Below are 16,052 nucleotides of genomic sequence, written 5' to 3'. Positions count from 1 at the left end.
TCGGCCGTGTCGGTATTCGTCATCGACTGCACGCGCACCGGCGCATCACCGCCGATCGTCACGAGCTGCCCGCCCCAACGAACATCCACCGCATGCGACACGCGACGCGGCTGATGCCCGCCGAACACCGGCTCGGTTGAACAAATCTGACTGCTGCGTGGGGATTGAGCTTCGGATTGCATCGATAGATCCATTTACGCGGAATGCGCCGCGAGGCGGCGCATGAATTGAAAAAGCGCCGTGCCCTCGCGGCCTGTCCAGGACAGGCCTGCGCCACGGCGCTTGACGTCAGGGCAGCGTGAACCGCGCCACGTTACCCCGCGCTGCCGAATATTTTGCCGGATCGACCGGCTTTCCGTCGAACGCGACCGTATCAAGGCCTGCCTTGTTGCCGATCGTGACCTTGAACGGACCGTCGCCGGCGACCTGCTTCGTCTCGCCGGCCCGCACCAGCGCCGAGAACAGTTCCTTGCCGCTCTTGTCGCGCACGCTGAACCAGCAATCCTGCTTGACCTTCAGTTCGACCATCGACTGGCCTGCCGCGACCACGACGCTCGCGGGCTGGGCCGGCACGGCCGCGCTGCTCGCCGCGGCCGTCGCGACGACCGGCTGCGACGCGGGCGCGGCGGCCGTCGCGGCCGAGGCCGGAGCCGGAGCAGCCGACGCAACGGCCTGCGGCGCCACGGCGGATGCCGCAACCTGCGCCGGGGCTTCGTTGACGGCTGCTGCCGATGCGCCGCCCGCGGCTGCCGCTTCGACGGAAGACGCCGCCGGCGCGCTGGCCGCCGACGCGTGTTCGGCACCGCCGCCCTTGAAGCGCGCGAGCCAGCTCGACGAATCGCCGCCAGTGTGCCACATGAGTACCGCGATCACCGCGACGACGACGATCGCCGTCCCCCACAGCCACGGATGATGGTGCGACGACCCGCCAAGCGGAATCGACACGCGGCCGCGCGGCAGATCCGTCCCCGACGACGCGGGCATCGACAGATCGACTTCCTGCACGCCACGCTCGCGGCGCAATGCGTGGGCGAACGGCTCCGGATCGACGCCGAGCATCTTCGCGTAGCTGCGCACGACGCCGAGCGCGAACGTCACGCCGGGCAAATGGCTGATGTCGCCAGCCTCGAGCGCACGCAGCTTCTGCGGAGCGACCTTGAGCCGCGCCGACACGTCGTCGACCGTCCAGCCCTTCGCCTCCCGGAGCTGCGCCAGCCGGCTGCCGACGGCCGCCAGCGTTTCAAGCCCCGCCGGTGCCGGCTTCGCGGCATTCGTCTCTGCGCCGTTGGTCGGCTGCGGCTCACTCATCCTTGTCCTCGCGTCGATTCTTCTTCACTGGCGGGCGCCGCCGGCTCCCGCAACTGTCCACATCATGCGCGGCGCCGAGGCGCCGCGACCGATCGCTATTCGCGTGTTGTACCGCAAGAAGTCCAGGCATCCGCACCCATGCGGCCCCGACCAGGCGTCCCCGTCAGATCGCCCGAACTTCGATGATTTTTGCTGCTGCGCCCGTTCGCTCCGCCAGGCGCGTGCGGTCCTTCACGGCGCCGGCCAGCTGGCCGCACGCGGCGTCGATGTCGTCGCCGCGCGTCTTGCGCACGGTCGTGACGACACCCGCGTCGATGAGGACCTGTGCAAAGCGCTTGATCTGCTCCGGCTTCGAGCGGATGAGGCCCGATTCCGGAAACGGATTGAACGGGATCAGGTTGAACTTGCAGGGCACGTCACGCGTGACGGCCAGCAGTTCGCGCGCATGCGCTTCGGTGTCGTTGACGCCGTCGAGCATGCAGTATTCGAAAGTAATGAAGTCGCGCGGTGCGACTTTCAGATAGCGCTGGCACGCGGCCATCAGCTCGCGAAGCGGATGCTTCTTGTTGAGCGGCACCAGTTCGTCGCGCAGCGCATCGTTCGGCGCGTGCAGCGAAACGGCGAGCGCGACCGGCAATTCGGCGCCGAGGCGGTCCATCATCGGCACCACGCCGGACGTCGACAACGTGACGCGGCGGCGCGACAGGCCGTACGCGTTGTCGTCGAGCATCAGCCGCATCGCGGGCACGACCGCGCTGTAATTCAGCAGCGGCTCGCCCATGCCCATCATCACCACGTTGGTGACGACCCGTTCGGCCTTGCCGTTCGGACCGGGTGCGCGACCCAGCGACGCACGCAGTGCAAACTCGGCCATCCGGAGCTGACCGATGATTTCGGCTGTCGACAGGTTGCGGGAGAAGCCCTGCTTGCCCGTCGAGCAGAAGCGGCAGTTGACCGCGCACCCGGCCTGCGACGACACGCACAGCGTGCCGCGCGTCTCTTCCGGGATGAAAACGGTTTCGACCGCATTGCCGTTTCCGACGTCGATCAGCCACTTGCGCGTGCCGTCGGTGGAAACGTGATCGCTGACGATATCGGGCATCACGATCGACGCGCGGCCCTTGAGCTTTTCTCTCAGGGACTTCGCGAGATCGGTCATGCCGTCGAAATCGCCGGCGTTGTACTGATGGATCCAGCGCTGCAACTGCTTGGCGCGGAACGGCTTCTCGCCGAGGCTGCCGCAGTACGCGACAAGACCCTCGGCATCGAAGTCGAGAAGATTGACGGAAGTTTCGCTCGTCATGATGTGCTGCCTTGCCGCGTGCGCTGAATCCTGCCTACTTGTTGCCAGCCAGGGCTTAGCGCGAGTAGACGTTCATTTCCGGGAAGAAGAACGCGATTTCGACCGCGGCCGTTTCGGCAGCGTCCGAGCCGTGCACGGCGTTCGCGTCGATGCTGTCGGCGAAGTCGGCGCGGATCGTGCCCTTTTCCGCCTTCTTCGGATCCGTCGCGCCCATCAGGTCGCGGTTCTTCAGGATCGCGCCTTCACCTTCCAGAACCTGGATCATCACCGGGCCCGAGATCATGAAATCGACGAGGTCCTTGAAGAACGGACGTGCTGCGTGAACTGCGTAGAACTTCTCTGCGTCCGCACGCGACAGGTGTGCCATGCGCGATGCGACGATCTTCAGGCCGGCGCCTTCGAAACGGCTGTAGATCTGGCCGATCACGTTCTTTGCCACCGCATCCGGCTTGATGATCGACAGGGTGCGCTCGATTGCCATAAAAACTCCAAGAAATTAAGAAGTTACAGGTTCAAATGAATCCGCTATTGTAGCACGATCCCGTGTATCATTGCGATTGAACCCTTACACGAGTGAAAGGTTCCAAATCCATATGTTTTTTGCGCCGCCCGGCATTGAAACCTCGCGGCACGGAACGTATCTTAGCCATAGCTGCTCCGGTTTGCTGCGCCGCACACCGCGCGCGCCGAACCGGCCCCGGACGCCCATGCGTTCAATGTTAGGAGAAACCATGAACGACTATCCGTACAATTTCGGCCGCGGCGGCTCCGTCAGCACCGCGGAGGTTCGCAATCGCGTGCTGCGGAACACGTACTGGCTGCTCGCGCTGTCGATGGTGCCGACGGTGCTGGGGGCATGGGTCGGCGTCGCGACGGGATTCTCGCTGTTCGCGGCCACGAGCCCGATGATGAGCCTGCTCGCGTTCTTCGCAATCGCGTTCGGCTTCATGTTCGCGATCGAGCGGACGAAAAACAGCGCGGCCGGCGTGTTCGTGCTGCTCGGCTTCACGTTCTTCATGGGCCTGATGCTGTCGCGCCTGCTGAGCTTCATCCTCGGCTTCTCGAACGGCCCGTCGCTGATCATGCTCGCGTTCGGCGGCACCGGCATCATCTTCGCCGCGATGGCGACGATCGCCACGGTCAGCAGGCGCGACTTCTCCGGGCTCGGCAAATGGCTGTTCATGGGCGTGATCGTGATCCTGCTGGCGTCGGTCGCGAACATCTTCCTGCAACTGCCGGCGCTGATGCTCACCGTGTCGGTGCTCGCGATCGCGATCTTCTCGGCCTACATGCTGTTCGACGTCCAGCGTGTCGTGAACGGCGGCGAGACGAACTACATCTCGGCCACGCTCGCGATCTACCTCGACCTGTACAACGTGTTCACGAACCTGCTCGCGCTGCTCGGCATCTTCGGCGGCAACCGCAACTGACGTTCGCCGTACCCGATGAAAAAACCGGCCCTCGGGCCGGTTTTTTTACGTCCGCCGCCGCTCAGTCGCGCTCGAACAGCGCGATCGATTCGACGTGCGACGTATTCGGGAACATGTTCACGACGCCGGCGCCCTTCAGCCGGTAGGCGGCCTCGTGCACGAGCAGGCCTGCGTCGCGCGCGAGCGTCGACGGGTTGCACGACACGTAGACGATGCGCTTCGGCAGCGGGCCTTCGCCGCTCTGCGCGATTTCGGCCAGCGCCTTCGACACCGCGAGCGCGCCTTCGCGCGGCGGGTCGATCAGGAACTTGTCGAAGGCGCCGAGCGCACGCAGGTCGTCGCCCGTCACCTCGAACAGGTTCCGGCACGCGAACGTCGTATGGCCGTCGACGCCGTTCTCGCGCGCATTCGCGAGCGCGCGAGTCGTCAACGTCTCGCTGCCTTCGATGCCCATCACCTCGCGCGACAGCCGCGCGAGCGGCAGCGTGAAGTTGCCGATCCCGCAGAACAGGTCGAGCACGCGATCGTCGCGCGACGGCGCGAGCAGGCGCAGCGCGCGACCCACCAGCACGCGGTTGATCTGATGGTTGACCTGCGTGAAGTCGGTCGGCTTGAACGGCATGCGGATGCCGAACTCCGGCAGCGTATAGTCGAGCGGCACGTCGAGCGGATAGAACGGCGTCACCGTGTCCGGGCCCTTCGGCTGCAGCCAGAACTGCACCTTGTGCTCGTCGGCGAACGCGCGCAGCAGCGCCTCGTCGTCCGCATTGATCGGCTCCAGCACGCGCAGCACCAGTGCCGTGACTTGCGAACCGACCGCGAGCTCGATCTGCGGCATCCGGTCACGGATCGACAGCCCCTCGACCAGCCGGCGCAGCGGCACGAGCATCGCCGACACGTGCGGCGGCAGCACTTCGCAGCTCGTCATGTCGGCGACATAGCTGCTCTTCCTTTCATGGAACCCGACCAGCACGCCGCCCTTCTTCGCGACGTTGCGCACGGTCAGGCGCGCACGGTACCGGTAGCCCCACGACGGGCCGTGGATCGGCGCGAACATCGTCTCGGCGCGCAGCTTCGACAGGTGCCACAGGTTGTCCTCGAGCACGCGCTGCTTGATCGCGACCTGCGCGCGCATGTCGAGGTGCTGCATCGAGCAGCCGCCGCAGGTGCCGAAGAATTTGCATTTCGGCTCCGTGCGCAGCACGCTCGGGCGCAGAATGTCGACAACGGTCGCCTGCTCGTAGCTCGGCTTGCGACGGTAGCTCGAATAGGTCACGCGCTCGCCGGGCAGCGCACCCTCGACGAAGATCACCTTGCCCGGCGTGCCGTCCTCGGTCGCCGTGCGGCCGACACCGCGCGCTTCCATGTCGAGCGATTCAATCTCGAGAACCGGGGCAGGCCCGGGCGCGACGGGCGCATTTTTCGATTTGCGCGCAGAAGTGGGGACGGCTTCGGACACCAGCTTTTCCTGACAAAACGTTGAAGAAGGCGAGATTGTAGACGACGAAAGCCCGCGTCGCCCGCTTTCGTGGCGCAAGCGTCAATACTGACGCCTCTGCCGCGCCACGTCATGCGGGAACGACCTGCAGGCCGCCCGCCGCCGGCCCGCATGCGCGGCCTCTCGCGAGCTCGGCCGGCGGCACACGTTCTGCTCACAACAGACTCAGGAGACTCGGGAGAATCGACCATGCGACTGATCGACTGGAACATCCAATGGGGTCGGGACGCGGACGGCGTCGTCGACCTGCCGCGCACGATCGCCGCCGCTCGCCGGCTCGGCGACTTCGACGTGCTGTGCCTGCAGGAAGTCACGCGCGGTTTCGGCGCGCTGCCCGGCCAGCCCGGCCCCGACCAGTTCGCCGAACTGGCGGCGTTGCTGCCCGGTTATACGATCGTCGAAGCGGTCGGCGCCGACCTGCCGCCGCTCGAACCCGGCGCACCGCGCCGCCAGTTCGGCAATGCGGTCGCGACCCGGCTGCCGATCGGGCGCGTGCTGCGCCAATTGCTGCGGTGGCCGGCAGACGCCGACGCGCCTTCCATGCCGCGCGTCGCGCTCGACGTCGAACTGGTGTTACCGTCGGGTCGGCTGCGGGTCGTCACGACGCATCTGGAATTCTATTCGGCGCGCCAGCGACTCGCGCAGGTCGACGCATTGCGCGCCCGGCACCGCGAAGCGTGTGCGCATGCCGACCAGCCTGCGCCGGCCGAAAATGCCACGGGGCCGTTCAGCGAGACCGGCCAACCGCGCGATGCCATCCTCTGCGGCGACTTCAACAGCGCGTTCGGCAGCGACGCGTACCGGCGCATGCTCGAGCCGATCGCCGACGCACCGTCGTTCGTCGATGCGTGGATCGCCCGGCACCCGGGCCGCACGCCGCCGCCGACCGCCGGCGTCTACGACACTGCGCAATGGTCCGACGGGCCGCTCGCATGCGACTTCGTGTTCGTGACCGATACGCTGCTGCCGCACGTCACGCGCTGCGAAATCGACGGCGACGCGCGCGAATCGGATCACCAGCCGGTCGTGCTCGAACTCGATCGAAATTGATCACGGCCGCCATGCGGGCCGCCCGCGTCACGCGTCGAAACCGGCCAGGTATTCGGCCCAGTGCGACGCGGGCTCCTGCGCGAGCGAATTCTTCACGAGCAGGATCTCGTCCGCATATTCGCTCGGCGTCAGGCCGCCGCGCATCAGCTGGAACCGGCAATACAGCAGGTAGGTATTGACGACGTCGGTTTCGCAATAGTTGCGGATTTCCTCGATCCGGCCATCCTGGAACGCCGGCCACACCTGGCTGCCGTCCATTCCGAGCTTGCCAGGGAAGCCGCACAGCTTCGCGAGCGCGTCGAGCGGCGCATTCGCGCGCGCCTGATACATCGCGAGCACGTCCATCAGGTCGGTGTGCCGCGAGTGATAACGCGAGATGTAGTTGTTCCACTTGAACTCGCGGTCGTCCTCGCCCAGATCCCAGTAGCGCGTCGCGGGGATCCCGTGTACGAGCGCTCGGTAATGGAGCACCGGCAGATCGAAGCCGCCGCCGTTCCACGACACGAGCTGCGGCGTGTATTTCTCGATCACGCGATAGAACGACTGGACCAGCGTCGCCTCATTGTCCTGCGGCGTGCCCAACGACCGAACGCGGAAACCGTTGTTGTCGCGGAACACGCAGGAGATCGCCGCGATGCGCTGCAGGTGATGCGGCAGGAAATCGCTGCCGGTCTTCTCGCGGCGCGCGGCGAACGCATGTTCGGCCACCGCGGCATCGTCCAGCGTCGCGGGCAGGTCTTCAAGACGGCGAATGCCGTCGACATCGGGAATGGTCTCGATGTCAAAAACGAGAATCGGTGTCATCAGTTACAGAACGGCGTCCTTGCGCACGCCATTGGAGGCAAAGAACCGCTTGAGGCGCACCAGCGCTTCCTGCTGGATCTGCCGCACGCGCTCGCGCGTGAGCCCCATCTCGTCGGCCAGTTCCTCGAGCGTGGCCGGTTCGATGTGATTCAGGCCGAAGCGGCGCTCGATCACGTGCCGATGCTTGTCGGACAGCCGCGACAGCCATGCGCGCGTGAGCGTCTCGAGTTCGCGGTGCTGCACCTCCGCGTCGGGCGACTGGCTCTGGTCGTCGGGCAGCAGATCGAGCAGGCTGCTCGCGGGATCGAGATCGAGCGGCGCGTCGAGCGACGCGGTGTGCTCGTTGAGCGCGAGGATGTCGGTGACTTCCTCGGCGGTCTTGCCGGTGAGATAGGCGATGTCGTCGATGCTGGCTTCACGGCGCTCGGCCGCCTCGCCCGTCGACATCGAATTCTTTTCGAGGTGGCGCTTCGCGCGCAGCACCTGGTTCAGTTCGCGGATCACGTGCACGGGCAGACGCACGGTGCGAGCCTGGTTCATGATCGCCCGTTCGATGCTCTGCCGGATCCACCACGTCGCGTAGGTCGAGAACCGAAAGCCACGCGTCGGATCGAATTTCTCGATCGCGTGCATCAAGCCGAGGTTGCCCTCCTCGATCAGGTCGAGCAGCGGCACGCCGCGGTTCAGGTAACCCTTCGCGATACTGACGACGAGACGCAGGTTGCGCTCGATCATCACCTGCCGCGCCTCGAATTCGCCGGCCTTCGCAAGACGCGAATAGCGCTGCTCCTCCTCGACGGTCAGGAGCGGCTTCACGCTGATACGGTTCAGGTAATGCTGGATCGTGTCGGCCGTGAGTTCGGCCTGCAGCAATGCGCGGAAATCGTCGACGTCGGGCGCGGCTTCCGCCCGGCCTTCGTGCTCGTCGTCGCCGTCCGCTTCGGCGTCGCGTGCCTCGAGATCACGTTCGTTTTCCGCGACGTCGTCTTCGTCGTCCGTCGAAGCGCCAGCTCGCTCCACCGATGCTTGCGTGGCACGACTGATCTTCTCAGATTCGGCTTGCGGCTCGTGGCGCTTCGATTTCGGCATGGTCGTCTCGGTTATTGAGGCGGCAAATACTTCAGCGGATCGACAGGTTTACCCTGCCGGCGAACCTCGAAATGCAGCATCACGCGGTCGGCATCGCTATTACCCATCTCGGCGATCTTCTGCCCCTTCGTTACCGCGTCCCCCTCTTTTACCATCAAAGCGCGATTGTGTGCATACGCCGTGAGGTAAGTTGCATCGTGTTTGATGATAATGAGGTTGCCATAGCCACGCAGGCCGTTGCCCGAGTAGACGACGCGGCCGTCGGCCGCCGCCTTCACGGCCTCGCCGGACGTGCCGCCGATATTGACGCCCTTGTTCTTCGCGTCGTCGAAACCGTTCAGCACCGGACCGCGCACGGGCCATGCGAACGTCACGGGGCCGCTCGGCGCGGCTGCCGTGTCGCTCGATGCGGCGGCAGCCGGCGGCGTGCTCGCGGACGACGAGCCCGCGGCCGGCGTCGCGGGACCGCTGCTGAGCGGCGCGGTCGCGACGGCGGCGCCGGTGATCGGTGCGGCAGCCGGCGAGCCGGCAAGCGCGGCACCGCCCGGCGGCGCGACACGCAGCAACTGGTCGACTTCGATCTGATTCGGGTTCGCCAGGTTGTTCCAGGTGGCGATGTCGCGATAGTTCTGCCCGTTCTCGAGCGCGATCCGGTACAGCGTATCGCCCGGTTTCACACGGTAGAAGCCGGGCGGCGGCGGGCCGAGCGGCACTGCCGGCTGCGCGGCGGCGGTCGTGCCGAGCGATCCGGAGCGGTCGACGACGGGCGCGTTGTCGAGCCGCGTCGCACAGGCGGCCAGCAGCGTGGAGAACGCAGCCACACAGATCGCGCGCTGGGCGAACGTGAGCGGTTCCCTGGTTCGGTTGTTTTGCATCGCGCGCAACATACTCATCGGTTTCAAATCACTCCGGATTTTAAAGGGACAAAGAAAACGCGATCAAGCCGGGACTCCCGCCATTGCGCGTGCGCGACGCGCTCGACGAGCGTGAGCACCTGGGGCTGCCCGCTCTGCGCGCCGACCGGCGCGACGAGCCGCCCGCCGATCGCGAGCTGCTCGAGCAGCGCCTGCGGCACGTCGAGCCCCGCCGCCGCGATCACGATCGCGTCGAACGGGCCCGCGGACGGCAGGCCGACACGCCCGTCGCCGTAATGCAGACGGATGTTCGGCACGCGCAGCGGCCGCAGGTTCAGCTTCGCGCGCTCGTAGAGCGGCTTGATGCGTTCAATCGAATACACGTCGCGTGCCACGTGACTCAGCACCGCGGCCTGGTAGCCGCAACCGGTGCCGATCTCGAGGACGCGCTCGAGCGTGCGGCCGGCCATCGCGAGCTCGATCATGCGCGCGACGACCGACGGCTTTGAAATCGTTTGCTGGTGGCCGATCGGCAACGCGGCATCCTCGTACGCCTGCGTCGCGAGCCCGGGATCCACGAACAGGTGGCGCGGCACCGCGGCCATCGCATCCAGCACGCGCGCGTCGGTCACGCCGTTCGCGCGCAGGCGTTCGACCATGCGCTCGCGCACACGTTCCGACGTCAGCGCGAATGCACCGGCCGGCGCGACGCTCGGCGCCGCCGGCTTCGGCATCGCGGGCTTCAGCGCGGTCGGCTTCGGTGCGCTCGCCGGCTTCGCGGCGGCCGCACCGGGCACCGTGCGGGCGACGCCCGCCTTCACCGCCACCGGCTTCAGCACGGCAGCGGGCTTGTCGACGGCCTTCGGCACCGCGCTCGCCGCATGGCGTTCACCGGCCCGGCCCTCCGATTTGCGTGGCGCTCGCTTGAGATCTTCGAGCGCGAGCGGGAACCGCTTCGCGCGCTCGCCGCTCATGAAGCCCGCCCTCCTGCGCGCGCCCATTCGCGCGTTGCAGGCAGCATTTGCGTATGCGTGAGATCGAGCTGCAGCGGCGTGATCGAGACGAAACCGTTTGCGACGGCGTGGAAATCGGTGCCTTCGCTCGCGTCCAGCGCCGCACCCGCGGCGCCGATCCAGTAGACCGGCTCGCCGCGCGGGTCGGTCTGGCGAATCACCGGCTGGGACGGGTGACGCTTGCCGAGGCGCGTGACTTGCCAGCCTTTCAGTTCGTCGTACGGCAGATTCGGAATATTGACGTTCAGCAGCGGCTGACCGGGCAGCGGATGCGCGAGAAAGTGCTCGACGATTTCCGCGGCGACGCGCGCCGCATCCGCCAGATGCGCCCAGCCCTTGTCGGCCAGCGAAAACGCGATGGCCGGCACGCCGAACATGATGCCTTCGGTGGCGGCCGCAACTGTCCCTGAATAGAGCGTGTCTTCGCCCATGTTCTGGCCGTTGTTGATCCCGGACACGACGAGGTCGGGCCGCGCGTCGGCCATCCCGGTCAGCGCGACGTGCACCGAATCGGTCGGTGTGCCGTTCACGTAGAAGAAACCCGTATTCGTCGCGCGCTGCACCGACAGCGGCCGCGACAGCGTCAGGGAATTCGACGCGCCGCTGCAATTCTGCTCGGGCGCGATCACCGTGAGGTCGGCAAGCGGCTGCAGCGCGTCGCTGAGCGCGGCGAGACCGGGGGCGAGATAGCCGTCGTCGTTGCTGAGTAGGATTCGCATCCGGCGATTGTAACCGAGGAAAGATGGCGCGAGAGCGACAGTCCGGCGGGTGCGGACAGGCCCGCACGCACGACGCGCGCGCGGTGCGCCGTCGCATCGCGCGGCGGCGTTTGCAGGTTCGGGAAAACGCGGTGCCGCCCGGGTTTTCCCCTCGAAGGGCCGCCGTGACGAGATGCCCGTTCGGCAAACCTGACGCGCAGCGCCGAGTGCGCGGCGCTCAGATCGCGCCGACCTCGCGCAGCGCGGCGATCGCCTGCGCGTCGTAGCCGAGACTGTGCAGCACCTCGTCCGTATGCTCGCCGAGTTCCGGCCCGAGCCAGCGTGTTTCGCCCGGCGTGCCGGACAGCTTCGGCGTGATGTTCGGCAGCGGAATGTCGGTGCCGTCGGCCAGCTTGAAACGCTGGATCATCTGCCGCGCGATGAACTGCGGATCGGTGAACATGTCGGCGGCGCTGTAGATGCGCCCGGCCGGCACGTCGGCCGCGTTGAGCACCGCCAGCGCGTCGTCGATCGTGCGCGGCGCGAGCCAAGCGGCGATCGCGTCGTCGATCTCCTGCGTGCGCGGCACGCGGCCGTCGTTGCGAGCGAGCGCGGGATCGTCGGCGAGGTCGTCGCGTTCGATCGCCTTCATCAGCCGCTTGAAGATCGGGTCGCTGTTGCCGCCGATCACGATGCTGCCGTCGCGGCACGCGTAGGTGTTCGACGGCACGATGCCCGGCAGCGACGCGCCGGTGCGCTCGCGCACCATCCCGTACACGCCGTACTCGGGCACCACGCTTTCCATCATGTTGAACACCGCTTCGTACAGCGCAACGTCGACCACCTGCCCCGCACCGCCGTTCACGTTGCGGTGGTGGAGCGCCATCATCGCACCGATCACGCCGTGCAGCGCGGCGATCGAGTCGCCGATCGAGATGCCGATGCGCGGCGGCGGCAAATCGGGATAGCCGGTGATGTGGCGCAAGCCGCCCATCGATTCGGCGATCGCGCCGAAGCCGGGCCTGTCGCGGTACGGGCCGGTCTGCCCGTAACCGGACAGGCGCACCATCACGAGCCCGGGGTTGTCAGCCGACAGCACGTCGTAGCCGAGCCCGAGCTTCTCGAGCAGGCCCGGGCGGAAGTTTTCGATCACGATGTCGGCCTCGCGCGCGAGTTGCCGCGCGATCGTCTTGCCGGCATCGGATTTCAGGTTGAGGGTGACCGATTTCTTGTTGCGTGCCTGGACCGACCACCACAGCGACGTGCCACCCTGCTCCGGATGCAGCTTGCGCCACTTGCGCAACGGGTCGCCGCCGTTCGGATCCTCGATCTTGATCACTTCCGCGCCGAATTCGGCAAAGAGGCGCGACGCGAACGGCCCCGCGATCAGCGTCCCGAATTCGAGCACTTTGACGCCCGCGAGCGGGCCCTGGCTGGTGCTCATCTGTCTCCCTGGCATGAGGAACGGCGCCCCCGGCCGGCGGCGCCCGGCTTACATCGTGCGGCGGTCGAGCATCGCGCGGGCGATGGTGCCCGCGTCGACGTACTCGAGTTCGCCGCCCACCGGCACGCCGCGCGCGAGGCGCGTGACCGCGAGCCCGCGCGCCTTCAGCGTCTGGCCGAGGTAGTGCGCGGTGGCTTCGCCCTCGTTCGTGAAGTTGGTCGCGAGCACGACCTCCTTGACGACACCGTCGGACGCACGCCGCACGAGGCGGTCGAAATGGATTTCCTTCGGGCCGATCCCGTCGAGCGGGCTCAGCCGCCCCATCAGCACGAAATACAGCCCGCGGTACGTCATCGTCTGCTCGAGCATGATCTGGTCGGCCGGCGTCTCGACGACGCACAGCAGCGTCGGATCACGCTCCTCGTCGCTGCACACCTCGCAGATCTGCGCCTCCGTGAAGGTATTGCACTTCTCGCAGTGCTGCAGGTGCTCGGTCGCGAACAGCAACGACCGGCCGAGCCGTTCCGCGCCCTCCCGATCGTGCTGCATCAGGTGGTACGCCATGCGTTGCGCGGATTTCGGCCCGACGCCGGGCAATACGCGCAACGCTTCGACGAGCGCGGACAGGGCGGACGGCTGTTTCATACGGCGGCTGAAAGCTGAACGGAGGCTGCGCTCAGAACGGCAGCTTGAAACCCGGGGGCAGCGGCAGGCCCGACGTCATGCCGCTCATCTTTTCCTGCGACGTCGCTTCGGCCTTGCGCACCGCATCGTTGAACGCGGCCGCGACCAGATCCTCGAGCATGTCCTTGTCGTCCGCGAGCAGGCTCGGGTCGATCGCCACGCGACGCACTTCGTTGCGGCAGGTCATCGTCACCTTGACGAGGCCGGCACCCGACTGCCCTTCGACTTCGATCTGCGCAAGCTGCTCCTGCATCTTCTTCATGTTTTCCTGCATTTGCTGCGCTTGCTTCATCAGTCCGGCGAGGTTGCCTTTCAACATGGGAATACTCCTTCTTGATCGTGTGAAAACCGGCACGCGGCGCGTGCCGGTCAATGTGTGCGGGCGTGATTGTGCCTGTCGCAGTGCGATTCGTTCAATGCAGCGTCGGCGGCGTGCCGTCCGGCGCCGGATCGGCGAGCGGCCGCACCGAGCCTTCGACGATACGCGCGCCGAAGTCACGCACGAGCTGCTGGACGAACGGATCGCCATGGATGTCCTGCTCTGCCTCGCGCTGGCGTGCCGCACGTGCAGCCGCATCGAGTGCCGCCGCGGTGCGCCGCGCGGGCCCGACCTCGACCGCGACCTCGACGGCCTTGCCGAGCGCATCGGCCAGGGCCGCCTTCAGTTTCGCGACCTGAGCGGCGTCCGCATACTGCGGCACCGGCACGGATAGTTTCAACGTCGTCGCGTCGACGGCCGTCAGCTCGCTGTTGAATGCAAGCTGATACGCGACGCCCTTCAGCGGCAACCGCGCGGCCAGCGCCGGCCATTCGCCGTCGAAGCCGACCGGGTCGAGCGCGATCGCGGGCGGCAGCGGGCGCGTGTCGACCGGCGCGGACGGACGGGCCTCCACTGCCTTCGGCGCAATGCGCACGTCGTCGGGGCCGCTGTCGAACACCGGCACGAAGCCGTCGTCCGCCGCACCGCCGAACATCTCGTCGGCGCTGAGCGGCACATATTCGTCCGGCGGAATGTCTTCCCACGGTGGCGGGGCCTGGCGCGTGTCGGCAACCTGCGGCGCGCGGGCCGCCGCGCGCGGCGTCGGTACCTGCACGGCAGGACGCGATGCCGCCGGCTTTTCGACGGCCGGCTGGGCCGCCGCCGGCTTGGGCGCGGCGCCCGCACGCGCGCGGTCGGACGACACGCGCATGCCGGCGTTGCGCAGCACGTCGAGTGCGGCAGCTGCACCGCCCCGGGCAGACGGGCGCGCGGCGGGTTCGGCTGGCGCAGCACGCGGCGCCGGTTCGGCAGGCAGCGCAGGTTCGTCGTTGCGCTTGGCGGCGGCAACCGGCGGTTCAGGTTCGTTGCGGACAGCCGGCGGTGCATCGCTCGGCGGTACCGCCTGAGGTGCCGGGATCGCTTGCGGCTGCGGTGCGGCCGGCGCTGCGGTCGCAGCCGATGTTGCCGCGGATGCAGATTCAGATGCCGGTGTCGAAACAGCCTTCACTGCCGGCGCAATCGCCGCATCGTCGGACTGGACCGCTGCCGGACGCGCAGCGGGCGCAGCCGCTTGCGGACGTGCGGCCGCCACGGCTGCCGGCTGCGGCGCCGACGACTTGGGTGCCGCAGCCGACGCAACGGCAGCGGCCGCACGCGGCGCGGATGCTGGTGCAGGCACGGCACGCGGCACGGCAGGCTGACCTCCCGGCGCACTGCCGGCGCCGACGGCCGGCTCGAACGCGAGCATCCGCAGCAACGTCATGGTGAAGCCGGCGTATTCGTCCGGCGCAAGGCCGAGCTCCGCGCGCCCGACCGTCGCGATCTGGTAGAACAGCTGAACCTGCTCGGGGCTCAGCGTCTCCGCGAAGCGGCGCAGATCGGCCGCTTCCGGCCATTCGTCGAGCACCGACCCCGGCGCGAACTGCGCCCAGGCGATCCGGTGCAGCAGGCTGGCGAGATCCTGCAGCGCGGTGGAAAAGGACAGGCTGCGCAGCGACATCTCGTCGGCGATCGCGAGGATCTCGGGGCCGGCGCCGGCCGCGAGCGCATCGAGCAGGCGCACCATGTAAGTCTGGTCGAGCGCGCCGAGCATGCCCGACACCGCCGATTCGGTCACTTCGTTCGCCGAGTACGCGATCGCCTGGTCGGTCAGCGACAGCGCATCGCGCATGCTGCCCTGCGCGGCGCGCGCGAGCAGACGCAGCGCCTGCTGCTCGAACGAGATCTGCTCTTCGCCGAGGATCCGTTCGAGGTGCGACACGATGTGCCCGGCCGGCATCTGCTTCAGGTTGAACTGCAGGCAGCGCGACAGCACGGTGACGGGAATCTTTTGCGGATCGGTGGTCGCGAGGATGAACTTGACGTGCGGCGGCGGCTCCTCGAGCGTCTTCAGCATCGCGTTGAACGCGTGGTTCGTCAGCATGTGCACTTCGTCGATCATGTAGACCTTGAAGCGCGCATCGACGGGCGCGTACACCGCGCGCTCGAGCAGCGCGGCCATTTCGTCGACGCCGCGGTTGCTCGCGGCATCCATTTCGACGTAGTCGACGAAGCGGCCTTCGTCGATCTCGCGGCACGCGCGGCACACGCCGCACGGCTGCGACGTGACGCCGGTTTCACAGTTGAGCGCCTTCGCGAAGATCCGCGACAGCGTCGTCTTGCCGACGCCGCGGGTTCCGGTAAACAGATAGGCGTGATGGAGACGCCCGCCGTCGAGCGCGTGCGTGAGCGCCCTGACGACGTGCTCCTGGCCGACGAGCGAAGCGAAATCCTTCGGACGCCACTTGCGTGCGAGAACTTGATAGGTCATCGGGAAATTGTATCAGTAACGCTGCGTCGCGCCGACACGCGAAACGGTGCGGAAAACGGGCAAGACGCAGGTAAAGCGGAGAATGACG

Annotated in this window: 15 protein-coding genes and 1 pseudogene; 2 read left to right on the top strand and 14 right to left on the bottom strand. The window is 67.3% G+C overall.

All coding sequences use genetic code 11. From position 1 onward, the window contains the following. The 4 genes and pseudogenes from ispG to ndk form a co-directional block, all read right to left on the bottom strand. Positions 1 to 182, bottom strand: a pseudogene (ispG, locus tag DID99_RS08150) (4-hydroxy-3-methylbut-2-en-1-yl diphosphate synthase); the annotation flags it as partial. Between the two features lie 106 nt (positions 183 to 288). Beyond that, a complete protein-coding gene (locus DID99_RS08145) occupies positions 289 to 1,308 on the bottom strand; it encodes a helix-turn-helix domain-containing protein (protein WP_124666470.1) in 1,020 nt (339 codons plus the stop codon). 163 nt (positions 1,309 to 1,471) lie between these two features. After that, positions 1,472 to 2,611 carry a 23S rRNA (adenine(2503)-C(2))-methyltransferase RlmN gene (gene rlmN, locus DID99_RS08140; RefSeq protein ID WP_044848980.1) on the bottom strand — a complete coding sequence of 380 codons (1,140 nt, stop codon included), beginning with the start codon at positions 2,609 to 2,611 and terminating at the stop codon, positions 1,472 to 1,474. Between the two features lie 55 nt (positions 2,612 to 2,666). Next, complete coding sequence (ndk, locus tag DID99_RS08135) at positions 2,667 to 3,092, bottom strand: nucleoside-diphosphate kinase (RefSeq protein WP_006478674.1); 426 nt, start codon at positions 3,090 to 3,092, stop codon at positions 2,667 to 2,669. Between the two features lie 250 nt (positions 3,093 to 3,342). Between ndk and DID99_RS08130 the strand changes: the two genes are divergently transcribed. After that, positions 3,343 to 4,041, top strand: a complete 699-nt coding sequence (locus DID99_RS08130) for a Bax inhibitor-1/YccA family protein (protein ID WP_124666469.1) — start codon at positions 3,343 to 3,345, stop codon at positions 4,039 to 4,041. A 61-nt stretch (positions 4,042 to 4,102) separates the two neighbouring features. On the opposite strand, the gene rlmD is transcribed toward DID99_RS08130, so the two are convergent. Further along, complete coding sequence (gene rlmD, locus DID99_RS08125; RefSeq protein ID WP_124666468.1) at positions 4,103 to 5,500, bottom strand: 23S rRNA (uracil(1939)-C(5))-methyltransferase RlmD; 1,398 nt, start codon at positions 5,498 to 5,500, stop codon at positions 4,103 to 4,105. Positions 5,501 to 5,728: 228 nt separating this feature from the next. Between rlmD and DID99_RS08120 the strand changes: the two genes are divergently transcribed. Then, positions 5,729 to 6,589: an endonuclease/exonuclease/phosphatase family protein gene (locus tag DID99_RS08120; protein WP_124666467.1), complete on the top strand. Its 861-nt coding sequence runs from the start codon at positions 5,729 to 5,731 to the stop codon at positions 6,587 to 6,589. A 27-nt stretch (positions 6,590 to 6,616) separates the two neighbouring features. On the opposite strand, the gene DID99_RS08115 is transcribed toward DID99_RS08120, so the two are convergent. The 9 genes from DID99_RS08115 to DID99_RS08075 form a co-directional block, all read right to left on the bottom strand. After that, positions 6,617 to 7,393, bottom strand: a complete 777-nt coding sequence (locus tag DID99_RS08115; RefSeq protein ID WP_044848977.1) for a 3'-5' exonuclease — start codon at positions 7,391 to 7,393, stop codon at positions 6,617 to 6,619. A 3-nt stretch (positions 7,394 to 7,396) separates the two neighbouring features. After that, complete coding sequence (gene rpoS / locus DID99_RS08110) at positions 7,397 to 8,482, bottom strand: RNA polymerase sigma factor RpoS (protein ID WP_040144287.1); 1,086 nt, start codon at positions 8,480 to 8,482, stop codon at positions 7,397 to 7,399. An 11-nt stretch (positions 8,483 to 8,493) separates the two neighbouring features. Then, positions 8,494 to 9,375: a peptidoglycan DD-metalloendopeptidase family protein gene (locus DID99_RS08105; RefSeq protein ID WP_044848976.1), complete on the bottom strand. Its 882-nt coding sequence runs from the start codon at positions 9,373 to 9,375 to the stop codon at positions 8,494 to 8,496. 5 nt (positions 9,376 to 9,380) lie between these two features. Beyond that, entirely contained in the window at positions 9,381 to 10,310 is a 930-nt protein-coding gene (locus tag DID99_RS08100) for a protein-L-isoaspartate(D-aspartate) O-methyltransferase (protein WP_044848975.1), read from the bottom strand. Next, a complete protein-coding gene (surE, locus tag DID99_RS08095; protein ID WP_124486298.1) occupies positions 10,307 to 11,068 on the bottom strand; it encodes a 5'/3'-nucleotidase SurE in 762 nt (253 codons plus the stop codon). The genes DID99_RS08100 and surE overlap by 4 nt, the downstream gene beginning before the upstream one ends. 217 nt (positions 11,069 to 11,285) lie before the next feature. Further along, the gene (locus DID99_RS08090) at positions 11,286 to 12,491 is read right to left on the bottom strand and encodes a CaiB/BaiF CoA-transferase family protein (RefSeq protein ID WP_124666466.1); all 1,206 of its coding nucleotides are present in this window, start codon (positions 12,489 to 12,491) and stop codon (positions 11,286 to 11,288) included. A 48-nt stretch (positions 12,492 to 12,539) separates the two neighbouring features. Next, a complete protein-coding gene (gene recR / locus DID99_RS08085) occupies positions 12,540 to 13,136 on the bottom strand; it encodes a recombination mediator RecR (RefSeq protein WP_044847271.1) in 597 nt (198 codons plus the stop codon). 31 nt (positions 13,137 to 13,167) lie between these two features. After that, positions 13,168 to 13,494 carry a YbaB/EbfC family nucleoid-associated protein gene (locus DID99_RS08080; protein ID WP_006755698.1) on the bottom strand — a complete coding sequence of 109 codons (327 nt, stop codon included), beginning with the start codon at positions 13,492 to 13,494 and terminating at the stop codon, positions 13,168 to 13,170. A 94-nt stretch (positions 13,495 to 13,588) separates the two neighbouring features. Further along, entirely contained in the window at positions 13,589 to 15,964 is a 2,376-nt protein-coding gene (locus DID99_RS08075; protein ID WP_124666465.1) for a DNA polymerase III subunit gamma/tau, read from the bottom strand. Positions 15,965 to 16,052 lie beyond the last annotated feature (88 nt).

Origin of the sequence: Burkholderia sp. Bp8986 (genome assembly GCF_003854225.1) — a bacterium.
Lineage (GTDB): Bacteria > Pseudomonadota > Gammaproteobacteria > Burkholderiales > Burkholderiaceae > Burkholderia.
This window is presented reverse-complemented; position numbering and strand designations above follow the sequence as displayed.